The sequence below is a fragment of the Nocardia sp. genome, assembly GCF_025465275.1.
Lineage (GTDB): Bacteria > Actinomycetota > Actinomycetes > Mycobacteriales > Mycobacteriaceae > Nocardia.
Genome location: NZ_JAODNK010000073.1, coordinates 15,252 through 31,749, shown reverse-complemented (window position 1 = coordinate 31,749; position 16,498 = coordinate 15,252). Strand labels below are relative to the sequence as shown.

At 66.2% G+C, this 16,498-nt stretch carries 17 protein-coding genes; 14 read left to right on the top strand and 3 right to left on the bottom strand.

The features are described from left to right. The first annotated feature begins 65 nt into the window (after positions 1–65). Positions 66–755, top strand: a complete 690-nt coding sequence (locus JWN03_RS16755) for a TetR/AcrR family transcriptional regulator (protein ID WP_297615523.1) — start codon at positions 66–68, stop codon at positions 753–755. Here JWN03_RS16755 and JWN03_RS16750 read toward each other — a convergent pair. Beyond that, entirely contained in the window at positions 752–1,108 is a 357-nt protein-coding gene (locus JWN03_RS16750; RefSeq protein ID WP_297615521.1) for a DUF4873 domain-containing protein, read from the bottom strand. The genes JWN03_RS16755 and JWN03_RS16750 overlap by 4 nt on opposite strands. Further along, positions 1,105–2,004, bottom strand: a complete 900-nt coding sequence (locus JWN03_RS16745) for an AurF N-oxygenase family protein (RefSeq protein WP_297615519.1) — start codon at positions 2,002–2,004, stop codon at positions 1,105–1,107. Before JWN03_RS16745 ends, JWN03_RS16750 begins: the two co-directional genes overlap by 4 nt. Positions 2,005–2,101: 97 nt before the next feature. Between JWN03_RS16745 and JWN03_RS16740 the strand changes: the two genes are divergently transcribed. The 3 genes from JWN03_RS16740 to JWN03_RS16730 are packed head-to-tail and all read left to right on the top strand — an operon-like array spanning position 2,102 to position 5,087. Beyond that, positions 2,102–2,809, top strand: coding sequence for a TetR/AcrR family transcriptional regulator (locus tag JWN03_RS16740; protein WP_297615518.1), 708 nt, complete (start codon positions 2,102–2,104; stop codon positions 2,807–2,809). A gap of 55 nt (positions 2,810–2,864) precedes the next feature. After that, positions 2,865–3,485 (top strand): TetR/AcrR family transcriptional regulator, encoded by a 621-nt coding sequence (locus JWN03_RS16735; protein WP_297615516.1) that lies wholly within the window; start codon positions 2,865–2,867, stop codon positions 3,483–3,485. A gap of 30 nt (positions 3,486–3,515) precedes the next feature. Continuing rightward, entirely contained in the window at positions 3,516–5,087 is a 1,572-nt protein-coding gene (locus tag JWN03_RS16730; RefSeq protein WP_297615514.1) for an FAD-dependent monooxygenase, read from the top strand. 14 nt (positions 5,088–5,101) lie between these two features. Here the strand turns inward: JWN03_RS16730 and JWN03_RS16725 are convergent, their stop codons facing one another. Further along, complete coding sequence (locus JWN03_RS16725; protein WP_297615512.1) at positions 5,102–6,370, bottom strand: DUF418 domain-containing protein; 1,269 nt, start codon at positions 6,368–6,370, stop codon at positions 5,102–5,104. A gap of 142 nt (positions 6,371–6,512) precedes the next feature. On the opposite strand from JWN03_RS16725, the gene dop reads away from it, so the two are divergent. From dop to tatC, 10 genes are all read left to right on the top strand, one after another. Beyond that, a complete protein-coding gene (gene dop, locus JWN03_RS16720) occupies positions 6,513–8,012 on the top strand; it encodes a depupylase/deamidase Dop (protein ID WP_297615510.1) in 1,500 nt (499 codons plus the stop codon). A gap of 201 nt (positions 8,013–8,213) precedes the next feature. Then, on the top strand, positions 8,214–8,408 hold the full coding sequence (locus JWN03_RS16715; protein WP_297615508.1) for a ubiquitin-like protein Pup: 195 nt from the start codon (positions 8,214–8,216) through the stop codon (positions 8,406–8,408). Continuing rightward, positions 8,405–9,259: a proteasome subunit beta gene (gene prcB / locus JWN03_RS16710; protein WP_297615506.1), complete on the top strand. Its 855-nt coding sequence runs from the start codon at positions 8,405–8,407 to the stop codon at positions 9,257–9,259. Before JWN03_RS16715 ends, prcB begins: the two co-directional genes overlap by 4 nt. After that, on the top strand, positions 9,256–10,032 hold the full coding sequence (prcA, locus tag JWN03_RS16705; RefSeq protein ID WP_297615504.1) for a proteasome subunit alpha: 777 nt from the start codon (positions 9,256–9,258) through the stop codon (positions 10,030–10,032). Before prcB ends, prcA begins: the two co-directional genes overlap by 4 nt. A 356-nt stretch (positions 10,033–10,388) precedes the next feature. Continuing rightward, positions 10,389–11,747: a Pup--protein ligase gene (gene pafA, locus JWN03_RS16700; RefSeq protein ID WP_297615502.1), complete on the top strand. Its 1,359-nt coding sequence runs from the start codon at positions 10,389–10,391 to the stop codon at positions 11,745–11,747. A 223-nt stretch (positions 11,748–11,970) separates the two neighbouring features. After that, the gene (locus JWN03_RS16695; RefSeq protein WP_297615500.1) at positions 11,971–12,963 is read left to right on the top strand and encodes a helix-turn-helix transcriptional regulator; all 993 of its coding nucleotides are present in this window, start codon (positions 11,971–11,973) and stop codon (positions 12,961–12,963) included. Next, positions 12,960–14,060, top strand: a complete 1,101-nt coding sequence (locus JWN03_RS16690) for a helix-turn-helix transcriptional regulator (RefSeq protein WP_441343004.1) — start codon at positions 12,960–12,962, stop codon at positions 14,058–14,060. Before JWN03_RS16695 ends, JWN03_RS16690 begins: the two co-directional genes overlap by 4 nt. A 17-nt stretch (positions 14,061–14,077) precedes the next feature. Further along, entirely contained in the window at positions 14,078–15,088 is a 1,011-nt protein-coding gene (locus tag JWN03_RS16685) for a 2-dehydropantoate 2-reductase (RefSeq protein WP_297615754.1), read from the top strand. Positions 15,089–15,152: 64 nt separating this feature from the next. Beyond that, positions 15,153–15,431 carry a Sec-independent protein translocase subunit TatA gene (gene tatA, locus JWN03_RS16680; RefSeq protein ID WP_297615498.1) on the top strand — a complete coding sequence of 93 codons (279 nt, stop codon included), beginning with the start codon at positions 15,153–15,155 and terminating at the stop codon, positions 15,429–15,431. Between the two features lie 93 nt (positions 15,432–15,524). Then, on the top strand, positions 15,525–16,496 hold the full coding sequence (tatC, locus tag JWN03_RS16675; protein ID WP_297615496.1) for a twin-arginine translocase subunit TatC: 972 nt from the start codon (positions 15,525–15,527) through the stop codon (positions 16,494–16,496). The last annotated feature ends 2 nt before the right edge of the window (positions 16,497–16,498 follow it).

Below are 16,498 nucleotides of genomic sequence, written 5' to 3'. Positions count from 1 at the left end.
GCCGAGATGTCAAGAGCAGTGCTCTCGAATTAATGCAGTGCTCCGTAATGTGGCACACTGTTCCCATGAGCGTGCCGCGCACCGCCCGCGAACGGGCCCGAGTCGAGATCACCCGCGAGATCACCGATGCGGCCCGCCGTCAGCTCGCCGAATCCGGGGCGCCCGCGCTCTCGCTGCGGGCTATCGCGCGGGAGCTGGGCATGGTGTCCTCGGCGCTCTACCGCTACTTCCCGAGCCGCGACGATCTGCTGACCGCACTGATCATCGAGGCGTACAACGCCATCGGTGATGCGGTCGAACACGCTGTCGCCGGCCGCGATACGCCGCGCGGGCAGTGGCGGTCCGCCGCAATCGCGGTGCGGGACTGGGGGATTGCGCATCCGTACGAATACGCGCTGCTGTACGGCTCGCCGGTACCCGGCTACGAGGCGCCGCAGACCACCATCGGGCCCGCCTCTCGGCTCCCGATCGTCATCCTCGAAATCGTCCGGGGGGCATGGGAGAGCGGCACTCTCACGGTGGCGGGCGACACCCTGTCCGCTGAGCTCACCGCACAATCGGACGGTCTCGCGGCGCTGGTCGCGCCCGGCCTGCCCGCCGAGGCCATGGCGCGCAGTGTGGTGGCGTGGACGCAGCTGTTCGGCATGGTGAGTTTCGAACTGACCGGGCAGCTCGTGGGGAGCATGGACCCGGCCGGCCTGTTCTTCGATTACGCCGTCGAGATGATGGCCGACGTTGTCGGCCTACCGCGCTAGCGGCTGTGAATCTCCGCCTGCTCTATAGGAAATGGCGGAGTGCCGACACCGACGATGCGCAGGTTGCCCCACGGGTCGCGCTCCTGGAGCACGCCCCGCGCGGGTGCGCCGCCCGGAAGGGTGAGGAAGACCTGACTGCGCCCAGGATCCGGAAGCTCTACGCCTTCGGGCGCGGAAACCCTGCCGTACCAGTGGAAATTACCGTCGATGGGGTCGAGGTGACCGCCCAGGCTTACCGATACGGCGAGTTCCGTGCCGGGGGCATCGAGCAGCGCCGGTCCCGAATACTCCGGGGCGGGTGCGGGATCCGGATAGTCGTTGTCATCGGGCAGCGGTCGCCGGGAACGTCTCACAGCAGCCCCCGGCGCCGCCAGATGCGCTTGCCGATCGGGCCGATCAACCCTTGCTTGTCCAGAAACGCACCGAGATTCGCGGCGCCGATACCCAGCGCGCGCTGGGCGTGCGGGTTGGCGCGCGCAATACGCCGGGCTCCGCGGCCGTCCTCGATACCGGCGCGAACGTACATGTGCCAGTTGGTCATCAGATGCACGAACAGTGGTGCGGCAATCGCCACGCAGAGGCGGGTGTACGCCAGTTCCGCCTTCGACATGGTGGGTGCTCGGCGCACGAGCGCATCCCGGGCGAAACCGATGTGGCGCGCCTCCTCGGTCACGTGAATCCGCATGGCACGGGCCACTACCGGCTGCAATTCCGGATCGTCCAGGGTCTGCCGCTGGATGGCGTCGAAGATCTCCTCGCCGACCAGTGCGCCCACCCACACCATCGAACCGCGCAGGAAGATCTGCAGCGAGCTGATGGTCAGGCGCTCATAGCGATTGGGCCAGTACGGCTTTGCCTCGACCCGGTCGATGAGCTTGCCAAACATCATCATGTGCCGGCATTCGTCACCCATCTCGGTGAGCGTGTAGTGCGAATGCCGGGAGGTCGGATTGCCGGACATCAACTCGCGCAGCAGCAGCCGATTGAGCAGGTTCTCGAACCAGATGCCCACGGACAGCACATTGGCCAGCTCCTGGCGCGAAAGTTCGCGGCGCTGTTCGTGACTCAGTGATTCCCACAGCGGCGTGCCGTACAGGGAGACGACCTCGGCCGGGAGGAAGAGCTTGTCCGGATCCAGCGGCGCATCCCAGTCGATATCGACGACCGGGTCGTAGAACTTCTTCACATGCCCCGTCAGCAAACGCTGAGCGAAGGAATCTTGGGGAAGCAGTGTGGCGTCGTTGCCCATGTCAGCATCCTGATTCATATTACTGGTACACGCTGTTACACTCAGATTAGTGGTACATGGTGTATCGGTCAATAAGCAGGTGGGTATCGTGAACCGGGTGACCGGAACCAGCGCACGCACACCGTCCGCGACCGCTGATGGCCGCAGTACCCGCTGGAACGGCCACAAAGCGCGTCGCCGCGCCGACATGCTCGACGCCGCACTGAGTGTCATCGAGGCCAATGGCACCGAGATCTCGGTTCAGCAGATCGCTGATCGGCTGAAGGTGCCGCGCCCGGTGGTCTACCGCCACTTCGACGGCCGCGCCGATCTCGACGAGCAAATCCGCCGCCACATCCTGGATTCGCTGCTGGCTGAGCTACTTCCACGACTGCAGCCGGACGGCACCGTGCGTGATGCGGTGCGCGGCGCGGTCGGCACCTATGTGGGATGGGTGGAACGGCATCCGAATCTGCACCGGTTCCTGGCCGCCGGTGATCCGCACGGCGCTTCCTCGAGTGCGCTGGCCGGAGCCCGCGATCGCATCGGCGCACAGCTGGCCGACCTGTTCGCCGACACCCTCACCAGTTTCGGCTTGGATCCGAATCGCGCCCGCCCCACGGCTTTCGGCATGGTCGGCTTCGTCGACGGTGTCGTGAACAGCTGGCGAGCCGACGGTGTGCTCACCTCCGAGCAGGTGGAGGGCATTCTCACCGAATCCATGCTGGCCCTGATCGAGGGCAATGCGCGCAGCCTGGAGGTGCCGCTCACCCGTGACACCGTGGTCGCCGATCTGATGGCGCGCACCGAAGCCGCCCGCGCCTGAATTTTGCCGATGGGGAAATATTGCCTTCACGGCAATAATCTGTACGCTGGGTGAGGTGAACGATGGTGACCTCGGGCTGCGAGAGCGTAAGAAGCGGGAAACCCGCCTCGCGCTGAGCCTCGCAACCATCCGGCTCAGCGTGGAGCACGGCTGGGACAACGTGACGGTGGACGATATCGCCGCCGCCGCGAACGTCTCCGTGCGAACTTTCCGCAACTATTTCTCCAGCAAGGCGGAAGCGGTTGCCTCCCGCCACCTCGAGCGCATGCAGCAGGTGGCGGAGGAACTGCTGGCGCGCCCGGAGAGCGAAGCCCTCTGGGAGGCGATACCGGCCGCCGTGCTGGCACGGTTCGCGCTGGGGCAGGACATGACCGCGGCCGGACCGCAGGACGAGCACTGGATGGCGGGCATTCGGCTCATGCTGAGCGCGCCGGCGGTGCAGGCGGCCATTGTGGAGGCCAATGTCGCTGCGCAGCAGGAACTTACCGCAGCCGTGGCGGTGCGAACCGGCACCGATCCGGAGCGGGAGCTGTATCCGAAGTTGGTGGCAGCGTCCGTCATTGCCGCCTGCGCGGTCGTCGTCGAACACATTCAGCGCAGCGATTCGCCCGGATTGCTCCTGCCCTTGCTGGTGGAGGCGCTGACCCGGCTCGCGGCGGGACTGCCGGAGCCCTAAATCGAAACCTGCTGTCTGTCAGGAGAAGTCATGACATACGACGTGATCGTCGCTGGAGCGGGCCCGGTCGGGCTCATGCTGGCGAGCGAGCTCAGCCTGGCCGGAATCCGGCCGCTGGTACTGGAGCGCCTCGCCGAAATCAGCCTCGAACCGAAGGCCAACGGCCTGGTCGGCCAGGTGGTGCCGATGATGGACCGGCGCGGCCTGAGCGAGGCGCTCAGCGGTATCCCGGGACCGCCGCAACCCAACTCCGCCTACTTCATGTTCGGCGCGCTGGCACTGGATCTGAGCCTGCTGGAACGCAGCCCCGTCTACAACATGGCCGTGCCACAGCCGGGCATCGTGGCGGTACTGCGCGATCGGGCGGTCGAACTCGGCGTCGAAATCCGCTGGGGCACAGAGATCGTCGGCCTCGCGCAGGACGATGACGGAGTCACGGTGGATATTTCGGACACCACCGGCGCGCATCAACTTCGCGCCCGTTATCTGGTCGGTGCCGACGGCGCGCACAGCCTCGTGCGCAAGATGTCCGGAATCGACTTTCCCGGAATCAGTTACGACCGCACCACCGGTCGCACCGCACACGCCACCGTGCCCGCCGACTGGCTCGATCCCGCCACCGGTGCCCTGCGCGTCCCCGGCTACGGCCCCATCCGGCCGTTCCTGCCGGTGCGCACCGAGCACGGCGGCTTCGTCTACGCGCCGCTGCCCGGCAACGTGCCCCTGATCAACACCACCGAGTGGGACCAGCCGGAACCTGCCGAGCCCATGAGCCTCGCGGAGCTGCGTGCCAGCGTCAATCGCATACTGGGCGCGGATATCCCGATCGGCCCGCCCCGGGGGCCGGGCCCGCACCTGCTGCGCCGATTGATCGGCGGCAATACCCGGATGGCCGACCGCTTCCGGGACCGGCGGGTACTGCTCGCCGGGGACGCGGCGCACGTCCTGGTCTTCGGCGGCGGTCCCGGGCTCAATCTCGGCCTGCAGGACGCCATCAACCTGGGTTGGAAGCTCGCCGCGGAAATCAACGGCGCTGCCCCCGCGGGCCTGCTGGACACCTATGACGCCGAACGCCGTGCCGCGGCAAGCCGCTCGGTGGTCTCCGCCCAGGCGCAAGCGGCAATACTCGCCCCCGGGGCCGATGTCACCGCACTACGCGAGCTCTTCGCCGAGCTCCTCACCGATCGGCACACGGTCCAGCGCCTGGCGGGCCTCATCGCCGGCTCGGACGTCCGCTACGACATGGGCGACCCCCAGCCGCACCCACTCGTCGGCTACTGCGCACCCGAACTCGAATTGCGCACAGCTTCGGGCACCGTCCGCCTCGCCGAATTGACCAGAACGGCAAGGCCTTTGCTCCTGGATCTCACCGAGGACGGCGCGCTTGCCGCCGCCTTGCCGGAGTGGCGCGACCGCGTAGATATCGTCGCGGCCCGCACGCCGGGGGAGACCACGCTGGGCGCGCTCCTACTCCGTCCGGACTGCTACATCGCCTGGGCCTCCGCATCACCGCAGCCCTCCGGCACCGAACTCGATACGCTCCGAACAGCTCTCACGCGCTGGTTCGGCGCGGCATCCCGCACCGCGACGCCGGTCGGGTAATTCGATCGAGTCCGTTATCCACTCTCCCAGCGGCCCAACGGTTCTGCTGGCCGAGACTCACGAGTGCCGCGCGTGGTCAGCGCGAGGTAGCTCGTATTCCATAGCCATTCCACCGGTCCGCGAGCGAAGCGGCGCAGCCACACGTGGGCGAAGGCGAGCATGAGGGCGGACACGATCAGGTAGACGGCGAGGGTGAACAGTACGCGGGAATCGGGGGAGACCAGCGATGCGATACCCAGCCCCCAGCCGTAGCAGATGAAGCCTGCCACCAGGTTCTGAAGTATGTAGCAGCTCAACGCCATTCGGCCGACCTCGGCGAAGCGGCGGCCCGCGAAACCCGGGGCGGGCCGGCGGGCGTAGATGTGTGCGACCAGGCCCAGAATGCCCAGTGCCACGAATGGAGCGATGCCGTAGCGGGTAAGGAGGATCAGGTCGCCGCCGCGCATTCCGACGGTGAGGTCGAGTGGGACGGCCACCACGAAGCCGATAATCATGAGCCGCTTGCGGATTCGTGCGCCCTCGGGTTCGAAGACACCGGCTCGGAACAAGCGGGCGCCGAGCAGGAACAGGGCGATCGACATGAAGATGATGAAGACCGGTTCGATGCGGAACAGCAGTGCGTGCTGTACCCGGAACACCACCAGATCCCAGAACGAGCCGTCCGCATAGGGATTCGGATCCAGCGGCGGCGGTGCGGCTGAATGCGGTCTCGGTTTGCTCGATTCCATGCCGATCGCGAGCAGCGCCAGCATGCCGATGTGAATGGCCGCCGTCACGATCAGCCAGCGGCGTTGCACCCGCGGGCTGGTCGCCAGGATGAACGCCACCACCAGACCGGTGACGGCATAACCCATGAGCACATCGAATTCCGCGACGAACAGGAAGTTCACCAGACCGTCGAGCAGTAGCAGACCCGCCCGCCACGGATATTTGCCAGGCCATGCCCGCCCGGCCCGCACCGCAGATCGCTGCTGAATAGCCAGACCGATACCGAACATAATGGTCAGCAGGCCCAGGAATTTGCCCTGCGTCAACTGCTGCAGCACCCGCTCGACCCAGAACCACACGCCCTGCGGCTCATCGCCTCGTGAGACGTAGCCCACCAGCCCAGCGCTATTGGTGAAGATCCAGATATTGGTGCCCAGCGTGCCCAGGATGGCAATACCGCGCAGTACGTCCAGGGCGGGTAGTCGCGTCGAACGTGGTTCGGCCGGAACGGGATTCGCGCCGTCGACGCGGCTGCGCGGTCGTTCCGGCTGTGGTGGGGAAACCGGTTCGGCCATAGCTCATAGTGTGTCTTCCGGGCAGGTCAGCGCGGATCGACCGCGAGAACGATGCCGGGTACGACCAGCGAATGACCCACCCTGATACCTGACCCGCACCCGGTCGCGCCCGATTCGCGGCCGCGTCGCCTAGGCTCGGGGCATGCAGCGCATCATCGGAATCGAGGTCGAGTACGGCATTTCGACGCCTTCGGAGCCGTCGGCCAACCCGATCCTCACGTCGACCCAGGCGGTCCTCGCCTATGCCGCAGCCGAAGGCGTGCCGCGCGCCAAACGAACCCGCTGGGACTACGAGGTGGAGTCACCGCTGCGCGATGCGCGCGGTTTCGACCTCGGACGACTCAACGGACCCGCACCGGTCATCGATGCCGACGAGGTCGGCGCCGCCAATATGATCCTGACGAACGGGGCCCGCCTCTACGTCGACCACGCGCACCCCGAATATTCCGCCCCCGAGGTCACCGACCCGCTGGACGCGGTGATCTGGGACAAGGCCGGTGAGCGGGTCATGGAGTCCGCCGCCCGCTACGCCTCCAGCGTGCCCGGCGCGCCGCGCATGCAGCTGTACAAGAACAACACCGACGGCAAGGGCGCCTCCTACGGCACCCACGAGAACTACCTCATGAGCCGCGATACGCCGTTCAATCAGATCATTATCGGCCTCACCCCGTTCTTCGCCTCCCGGCAGGTGATCTGCGGTTCCGGCCGGGTCGGCCTGGGCCAGAACGGTGATACCGCCGGCTTCCAGCTGTCCCAGCGCGCCGATTACATCGAGGTCGAGGTCGGCCTGGAGACCACGCTCAAGCGCGGCATCATCAACACCCGTGACGAACCGCACGCCGACGCCGACAAATACCGGCGCCTGCACGTCATCATCGGCGACGCCAACCTCGCCGAATGGTCCACCTACCTGAAGGTCGGCACCAGCGCCCTGGTGCTGGACCTCATCGAGGCCGGCGAAGACCTCTCGGATCTGCAACTGGCCCGGCCCGTCACCGCCGTGCACACCATCAGCCACGACCCGACCTTGCGCGCCACCGTCGCGCTCGCCGACGGCCGCGAACTGACCGGCCTTGCGCTGCAACGCATCTACCTCGATCGTGTCGAGAAGTACATGGACCGCATCGGCAATGACGACGCGCGGGTGCAGGACGTCATCGAGAAGTGGGCCCACGTCCTCGATCTGCTCGAGCGCGACCCCATGGAGACCGCGGACCTGCTCGACTGGACCGCCAAACTCCGCCTGATGGAAGGCATCCGCAACCGTGAGGGCCTGACCTGGGCCGCCCCCAAGCTGCACCTGGTCGACCTGCAGTACTCGGATGTCCGTCTCGACAAGGGCCTCTACAACCGCCTCGTGGCGCGCGGGTCCATGCAGCGCCTGGTTTCCGAACAGCAGGTCCTGGACGCAATGACCAACCCGCCCACCGACACTCGCGCCTACTTCCGCGGCGAATGCCTGCGCCGTTTCGGCGCGGACATCGCCGCCGCCAGCTGGGATTCGGTGATCTTCGATCTGGGCGGCGACTCTTTGGTTCGCATCCCCACCCTCGAACCGCGCCGCGGCACCAAGTCTCATGTGGGCAAACTTCTGGACGGCGTGCAAACTGCTGCTGAACTGGTGCAACAGCTCACACACTGATGTCCTTTTTGTAGGGTTTCGGGGGCTTGCCCCTAGTTCTTCCTGGGGTTCGGGGGCTCTGCCCCCAAGGCTTCCGGGAGATCGCGGGACGACGGCAATGCGGTTAATCCGGCATGTTGTCGCCGCCGCTAGGTAGTGTTGGGGGACGGGCATCGGATTTTCTCCGGTGCTCGCCGATGATCACAGAGGAGGTCGGCTGCTATGGCACAAGAGCAGACCAAGCGCGCCGGTGGTGGCGACGAGGATGAGGGTCCAGTCGAGGGCGGTGCTGCGGGGCAGGAGCGTCGCGAGAAACTGGCTGAGGAGACCGACGACCTGCTCGACGAGATCGACGATGTCCTCGAGGAGAATGCCGAGGACTTCGTGCGTGCGTATGTTCAGAAGGGCGGCCAGTGACCTCAGGTGACCCCTTGCGTCTCCAGACGGGGTACGCCCTCTCGTCCTTCTCCGAATACCTGCGGCTGAATGCGCCGGAACTGTTGCCAGGCAGCAATTTCCGGACCGGCGGCGCGCACCCCCTGGGGAGTGCGCCGTCGGATATCGCACCGCACGGCACCACCATCGTCGCGGTCTCCTACCGCGGCGGTGTGCTGATCGCCGGCGACCGCCGGGCCACCCAGGGCAACCTGCTGGCCAGCCGTGACATCGAGAAGGTGTACATCACCGACACCTTCTCCGCGGCCGGCATCGCGGGCACCGCGGGTATGGCCATCGAGATGATCCGGCTGTTCGCGGTGGAGCTCGAGTACTACGAGAAGATCGAGGGCGTCTCCCTCACCTTCGACGGCAAGGCAAACAAGCTCTCGAAAATGGTGCGCGACAACCTGCCTGCGGCCCTGCAGGGCCTGGTCGTGGTGCCGCTCCTGGTCGGCTACGACCCGGACGCCCCCGATCCGGACAGGTCCGGGCGCATCATCTCCTACGACGTGGTCGGTGGCCGCAGCGAAGAGCGATTCGGTTATACCGCTGTCGGTTCCGGCTCCCTTTTCGCGAGGTCCTCGCTCAAGAAGACCTACCGCCGCGGCATCGATCAGGACCAGGCCCTCAGCATCGCGGTCGAGTCCCTGTTCGACGCCGCCGACGACGACACCGCCACCGGCGGTCCCGACACCATGCGGGGCATCTACCCGACGGCGATCGTCATCGATTCCGAAGGCTCCGTTGAGGTGTCGGAGGGTCGGCTGGCCGAGATCACCCGTGAGATCGTGGCCACGCGCGCGGACGAAGAAGGGGGTGCCCGGGCATGACACTGCCGTATTACGCGTCCGCCGAACAGATCATGCGCGACAAGACCGAACTTGCGCGCAAGGGCATCGCACGAGGCCGCAGTGTTGTGGTGCTGGTGTACGACAAAGGTGTGGTGTTCGTCGCCGAGAACCCTTCGGCCACACTGCACAAGGTGAGCGAGCTGTACGACCGCGTCGGCTTCGCCGCCGTCGGCAAGTACAACGAGTTCGAAAGTCTGCGCCGCGGCGGCATTCTGCAGGCCGATCTGCGTGGGTACCAGTTCGACCGGCGCGATGTCACCGGCCGATTCCTGGCCAACCTGTACGCGCAGAGCCTCGGCACCATCTTCACCGATCAGCTCAAGCCGTTCGAGGTGGAGATCTGCATCGCCGAGGTGGGCTATCCGGGGGCAGAACCGAACTCGGTGCTGTACCGGATCAACTTCGACGGATCGATTGTCGATGAGCGCGAATTCGTGGTGATGGGCGGCAATACCGACCCGATCGTCACCGCGCTCAAGGATTCCTACCGGCCGGGCCTGGATCTGCACTCCGCCGTGACGGTGGCAATGCAGGCCCTGCAAAAGTCGGCGCCGGAAAGCACCGACAAGGACAAAAAGCCGACGGGAGGGTCGCAGCTCGAAGTGGCTACCCTCGAGCAGGCCCGGCCGCGGCGGGCGTTCCGCCGCATTACCGGCGGCGCACTGCAGGAGCTGATCACCGGTAAGGCGCAGAGCGCCACCGCGTCAGCCGAGGCCGACAAGCCGTCGGCCGGAGATCCTTCCAGGGCATAGAGATACACCGAATCCCCGGTCGTGTGGCACGCCGCGCGGCCGGGGATTCGTGCCATTTTCAACTGATGAGATACCAGGCCATGAACTTTCGAGTTCGTGGCCTGAATCTTTTTGTCCCACATCTTCACTCGACAACAAAACCCCAGGTTCGCGGCCCGTCTCGTTCTGGACTGAGTGGAGCGGGGGAGCGCAGCGGAGGAGCGGAGGGAGGGAAGAACGAGACTCCCAGGGCCGCGAACCCGCCCGTAGCGCAGCGGAGGGCAAATTAGACCCAGTGCTAAATCGTTGTGAATACGTTTGCATCGCATGTCCGACACCACCCTTATCGGGCACTACATCGCTGTAATGTCGATAGGGTGCAGCGACGAATCATGGGGATCGAAACCGAATTCGGGGTGACGTGCACCTTCCACGGTCACCGTCGGTTGAGTCCTGACGAGGTGGCCCGGTACCTTTTCCGCCGGGTAGTTTCCTGGGGCCGTAGTTCGAACGTGTTCCTCCGCAACGGTGCCCGGCTCTACCTTGATGTCGGTTCACATCCGGAGTACGCAACGGCCGAGTGCGACAGCTTGGTGCAGCTGGTCACTCATGACCGCGCCGGTGAACGGGTCCTGGAGGATCTGCTCATCGACGCCGAACAGCGTCTTGCCGAAGAGGGCATAGGCGGTGATATCTATCTCTTCAAGAACAACACCGACTCCGCGGGCAACTCCTACGGCTGTCACGAGAACTTCCTCGTGGTGCGTGCGGGCGAGTTCTCCCGGATATCCGATGTGCTGCTGCCCTTCCTGGTGACTCGTCAGCTCATCTGCGGCGCCGGCAAGATCCTGCAGACGCCGAAGGCCGCCACGTTCTGCCTCTCGCAGCGCGCGGAGCACATCTGGGAGGGCGTCTCCTCGGCGACCACGCGGTCGCGGCCCATCATCAACACTCGTGATGAGCCGCATGCCGATGCCGAGAAGTACCGCCGCCTGCATGTGATCGTCGGCGACTCGAATATGGCCGAACCGAGCACCATGCTCAAGGTCGGCACCGCATCGCTCGTCCTGGAGATGATCGAGGCGGGGGTCGCGTTCCGGGACTTCGCTCTGGACAACCCGATTCGTGCCATTCGCGAGGTCTCGCACGATCTCACCGGCAAACGTCCGGTGCGGCTCGCGGGCGGGCGACAGGCCAGCGCTCTGGAAATCCAGCGCGAGTACTACGCCCGCGCCGTCGAGCACCTGCGTAATCGCGACCGCGATCCGCAGGTCGACGCGGTGGTGGATCTGTGGGGCCGCACTCTCGATGCCGTCGAGGCGCAGGATTTCGCCAAGGTGGACACCGAGATCGACTGGGTCATCAAGCGCAAGCTGTTCCAGCGCTATCAGGATCGCTACAGCATGGAGCTGTCCGATCCCAAGATCGCGCAATTGGATCTGGCCTACCACGACATCAAGCGCGGCCGCGGCGTCTTCGACCTGCTGCAGCGCAAGGGTCTGGCCAAGCGCATCACCGAGGACGAGGCGGTCGACGCCGCGGTCAACACACCGCCGCAGACCACCCGCGCCAAACTGCGCGGCGATTTCATCACCGCCGCACAGGAAGCCGGCCGCGACTTCACGGTCGACTGGGTGCACCTGAAGCTCAATGACCAGGCGCAGCGCACCGTGCTCTGCAAGGACCCGTTCCGCTCGGTCGACGAACGAGTCGATCGCCTGATCGCCTCGATGTGACATTTCCGCAGCAGACGGGCCGTGAACCGCACTCGAGGTTCGCGGCCCGTCTCGTTCTGGACTGCGGCTCCATAGACCTGCGCCTTGGAGCGGGGGAGCGAAGCGGAGGAGCGGAGGGAGGGAAGAACGAGACAAAGGGGGCCGCGAACCCGCCGGAGCGCAGCGGAGGCAAATCAAACACCGCCCTACGCGCGCGAGGGTCGCACACACTACTCTCTAACGGGTGGCGATATCCAAGGTCGAGCGGTTGATGAATCTGGTTATCGCGCTGCTGTCCACCCGCCAATTCCTGACCGCCGAGCGGATTCGGGACAGTGTGGCCGGGTACGAGGAGTCCGCGAGCGATGAGGCGTTCAGCCGCATGTTCGAGCGTGACAAGAACGAGCTGCGCGATCTGGGCATTCCCCTGGAAATCGGCCCCATCAGCCGGTACTCGGGCGCGGAGGGCTATCGCATCAATCGCGATGCCTACGAGCTACCCGATATCGATCTGACCAGCGCGGAGTCGGCTGCCGTCGCGGTGGCCGTGCAGCTGTGGGAGTCTCCGGAACTGGCCGCGGCGGCCGAGGGCGGATTGCTCAAGCTGCGCGCCGCCGGCATCCATGTGGAACCCGATGCGGGCATCGCTTCCGTGCCCGCCGTTCCCGCGCGCACGCGCGGATCGGAACCGGTGCTGAGCAAGCTGCTCGCGGCCGTCGATGCGGGCCGGTCGGTGCGCTTCCTGCATCGGCAATCGCACGGCGATCCGATCGAGCGCGATGTGCAGCCGTGGGGTGTGGTCACCCATCACGGCCGCTGGTATCTCGTCGGCTACGACAATGCACGCAATGCACAACGCACCTTCCGGGTCTCCCGGATCGGCGAGGCGGTCACCGAATACGGCCCGGCCAATGCCGTGCACAAGCCCGAGGGCGTGGATCTGCGCGCGGTGGTCGCCGAGGTCACCAGCCAGGCGCCGATCGCGGGCTCGGCGACCGTATGGGTGGCAGACGGCCGCGGTCAGGAGATCCGCCGGCTCGGCGCGATCATGGAGGAGCGTGCGCTCGGCGGACGCCCCGGCGCCATTGTCGAGGTGCCGATCCGCTCGCGTGACTGGCTGGCCCGGCTGATAACCGGATTGGGGGCGGACGCCCTGGTGCTCGCGCCGGAAGAATTGCGCGAGAACGTGATTGCGAGGCTCAAGTCGGTGCTGGAGCGGAACGAGGTGTCGGCATGAGCGACGGGGGTGGTGCACGCAAAGATGCACAGAGTGCCACGGACGGTGGGCGAGTATCGAGCGGTTCCCGGGAACGCCGGGCCGCCGCGGCTGCCAACACCCGGCTGTCGGTGCGGTTGTCACGACTGCTGAATATGGTCCCGTACTTCCAGGCGCACCCCGGGATCAGTGCCGCCGAGGCGGCCGCGGAACTGGGTGTGACCACAAAACAGCTGATGAGCGACCTGAATCAGCTGTGGATGTGCGGTCTTCCGGGCTACGGGCCCGGTGATCTGATCGATCTGTCATTCTCCGAGGAGAGCATCGAGGTCACCTTCTCCGCCGGCATCGACCGGCCGCTGCGCCTGACCTCGCTGGAGGCCACGGCGCTGCTGGTGGCACTGCGATCCATCGCTGACCTGCCCGGTATGGTCGACCCGAGTGCCGCGCATTCGGCGACCGCCAAAATCGAATCCGCCATCTCCGGAAGAGAATTCGAGGCGGTACAGGCGCCGGTCGAAGCGCCGTCCGTGGCGACCGTGCGCACCGCGCTGGCCAAGAACCGCGCCCTGCGCCTGGTCTACTACTCCGCCAGCCGTGACGTGGTCTCCGAACGTGTCGTGGACCCGATTCGTATTGTCCTGGTGGACAACAACAGCTATCTGCAGGCCTGGTGCCGGCAGGCGGAAGGCGTGCGCCTGTTCCGTCTCGACCGCATCGAGGAGGCCACCGAACTCGACGAGCCGGCCCGCCCGCCCGCCGAGGCCGCCCTCGACGAGACCGCCGCCCTGGACCTGTTCGTCGACGATGCGGCGGTCCCGCTGGCGCGCTTACTGATTCGCGCCGACTACGGCTGGGTGCTGGACCAGTACCAGATGCACCGCGTCGCACTGCATTCCGACGGCAGTATCGAGGCCACCATGCGCTTCGCCACGCTGGACTGGATGGCGCGCCTGCTGCTCGGCTTCGGCGGCGGTGTCACCGTGCTCGGCCCGCCCGAGCTGGTGAGCGCGGTACGGGAACGTTCGGGCACCGCGCTGGCCGCCTATTCGGCGCTGGCCCAGGACAATCCGGCGGAGTTTCAACTGACCGGTCTCGAGGAGGTCGGTCCCGCTTGAGTGCAGCACAGCGGGTGATGGTGCTCGGCGCGGGCAGTATCGGCGTCTACGTCGGCGGAAAGCTCGCCGCGGCGGGCGCGGATGTCACGTTCGTGGGCCGGCCGCGCATGCTCGGCGAGCTCGAGGCCTCCGGTCTGCGGCTCACCGATCTCGACGGCAATGACGATCGGGTCGAGCCGGCGGCGTTCCGGACGGCGACGGATCCGTCCGGAGTGGCCGACGCCGACCTGGTGCTCATCACCGTGAAATCCGCCGGTACCGCGGCCGCCGCGCAGGAACTGGCCGGGCTGATCAAGCCCGGCACGGTGGTGATCAGCCTGCAGAACGGCATCGGTAACGACACCGTCATCCGGGAGATCCTGCCCTCATGTGTGGTGCTGGCCGGAATGGTGATGTTCAATGTCGTGCATCACGAGAACGGCCGATTCCATCGCGGCACCACGGGCGGCATCGCGGTCGCCAATGACGCGGTGCTGAACCGGTTCGCGCCGGTCCTGCACAAGTCCGGTCTCGGCTGGAAGCGGTATCCGGACCTGCTGCCCGTCCAGTGGGCGAAGCTGCTGCTGAATCTGAACAATCCCATCAATGCGCTGTCCGGTCGCCCGCTGCGCGAGGAGCTGGGTACCCGTGACTACCGCCGCTGTCTGGCGCTGGCCCAGCACGAGGCGCTGACGGTCATGACGGCGGCGCGCATCGAACCCGCGCGCCTCACCGTGCTGCCGCCGGAGGCCATGGTGCGGTTGCTGACCGTTCCCGACGGCCTGTTCCGCCGGGTTGCCGGGCGGGTGCTGGCCATCGATCCGGTGGCCCGCTCCTCCATGGCCGATGACCTGGCGGCGGGTCGCAAGACCGAGATCCCTTGGCTCTGTGGTGAAATCGTGAGCCTGGGCGCCATGGTCGGCTTGCCTACCCCGGTGAACCAGCGCCTGATCGAACTCGTGACAGCTGCGGAGAACGGTGACCAACGCACGTGGTCGGGGCCGGAGTTGCTGGCACAGCTGAGTGCGGTGAGCCGCTCCGGCTCTTGACGCGGCCGCCGGGCATATGCATGTCCGGTAGCATCTGAAACACCACAGTCTTTGGAGGTAGGAAATGACAGGCGCCATCAGCCCGTGGCACTTGGTGATCGTCGCGCTGATTTTCTTGCTGTTCTTCGGCTCGAAGCGCATGCCCGACGCGGCTCGTAGCCTCGGCCGGTCGATGCGGATCTTCAAGAGCGAAGTCAGCCAGATGCAGAACGAGGCCAAGACGGGCGAGGCCGCTCCCGAGGCGCCCCCCGCCCCGCAGCAGCAGCTCCCCGCGGCTGCACCCGTACAGGCGCAGCCGGTTGTCGCACCGCAGCCCGTGAACGTCGAGAAGCCGCAGGTCTGACACCATTCGATGCCGGGGTGAGTTGATACTCATCCCGGGTCAAGCGTTGTCCGGGTCCGGGGCGTTCACTCGCAGCGAGGCAGTCACACACACATGCGTATTCCGTTCGACCCCAGGCGCAGCCGCCGCCGCACCAATCCCGACGGCACCATGTCGCTCGTGGATCATCTGGCGGAGCTCCGGTATCGGTTGCTCATCGCGCTGGCCGCCATATCGGTCACCACGCTGTTCGGTTTCTACTGGTACTCACACACCATCTTCGGGATCGAGAGTCTCGGGCATGTGCTGACCGGGCCGTACTGCGCCCTGCCAGCGGACCGCCGGGCCAATCTCAGCCCGGACGGGGCCTGCCGATTGCTGGCCACCGCACCGTTCGAGCAGTTCATGCTGCGCCTCAAGGTCGGTGCGACCGCGGGTGTCGTGCTGGCCTGCCCGGTGTGGCTGTATCAGCTGTGGGCCTTCGTCACGCCCGGCCTGTACTCGAAGGAACGCCGGTATGCGATCACCTTCGTCACCGCCGGAGCCGCGCTGTTCGTGACCGGCGCGGTGCTCGCGTATATCGTTGTCGCCCATGCCCTGAGCTTCCTGCTGACCATCGGTGACGGCACCCAGATCACCGCATTGAGCGGTTCGCTGTACTTCGGATTCATCATCAAATTGCTCGTGGTGTTCGGTGTGAGTTTCGAGACGCCGCTGCTCATCGTGGGGCTGAACTTCCTCGGTGTGCTCACCTACGAGCGGCTCACCAAGTGGCGGCGCGGACTGATCTTCGGCCTGTTCGTCTTTGCCGCGATCGTCACGCCGCAGGACCCGTTCTCCATGCTGGCGTTGGCGTTGGCGCTGACCGTCCTGTTCGAGATGGCGGTGCAGATCGCGCGCATCAATGACAAGCGCAAGGCTCGCAATGCCGAGAATTGGAGCAACCTCTCCGATGACGAGGCTTCCCCGCTCGCGGCCGACGGCAGCGTTGGCGGCGTGACACCGGTCGAGACTCCGCAGCCGGTTCCCGCGGCCGCGCCGGAGAAAACAACGGGCAGCCTGTCGGATTACTCCGATACCCTCTGACG

Coding starts and splice junctions, on each gene's coding strand:
- JWN03_RS16745 (WP_297615519.1), bottom strand. CDS start 2,004: ATGGGCAACGACGCCACACTGCTTCCCCAAGATTCCTTCGCTCAGCGT.
- JWN03_RS16755 (WP_297615523.1), top strand. CDS start 66: ATGAGCGTGCCGCGCACCGCCCGCGAACGGGCCCGAGTCGAGATCACC.
- JWN03_RS16690 (WP_441343004.1), top strand. CDS start 12,960: ATGAGCGACGGGGGTGGTGCACGCAAAGATGCACAGAGTGCCACGGAC.
- JWN03_RS16725 (WP_297615512.1), bottom strand. CDS start 6,370: ATGGCCGAACCGGTTTCCCCACCACAGCCGGAACGACCGCGCAGCCGC.
- dop (WP_297615510.1), top strand. CDS start 6,513: ATGCAGCGCATCATCGGAATCGAGGTCGAGTACGGCATTTCGACGCCT.
- JWN03_RS16715 (WP_297615508.1), top strand. CDS start 8,214: ATGGCACAAGAGCAGACCAAGCGCGCCGGTGGTGGCGACGAGGATGAG.
- JWN03_RS16730 (WP_297615514.1), top strand. CDS start 3,516: ATGACATACGACGTGATCGTCGCTGGAGCGGGCCCGGTCGGGCTCATG.
- tatA (WP_297615498.1), top strand. CDS start 15,153: ATGACAGGCGCCATCAGCCCGTGGCACTTGGTGATCGTCGCGCTGATT.
- JWN03_RS16685 (WP_297615754.1), top strand. CDS start 14,078: ATGGTGCTCGGCGCGGGCAGTATCGGCGTCTACGTCGGCGGAAAGCTC.
- tatC (WP_297615496.1), top strand. CDS start 15,525: ATGCGTATTCCGTTCGACCCCAGGCGCAGCCGCCGCCGCACCAATCCC.
- prcA (WP_297615504.1), top strand. CDS start 9,256: ATGACACTGCCGTATTACGCGTCCGCCGAACAGATCATGCGCGACAAG.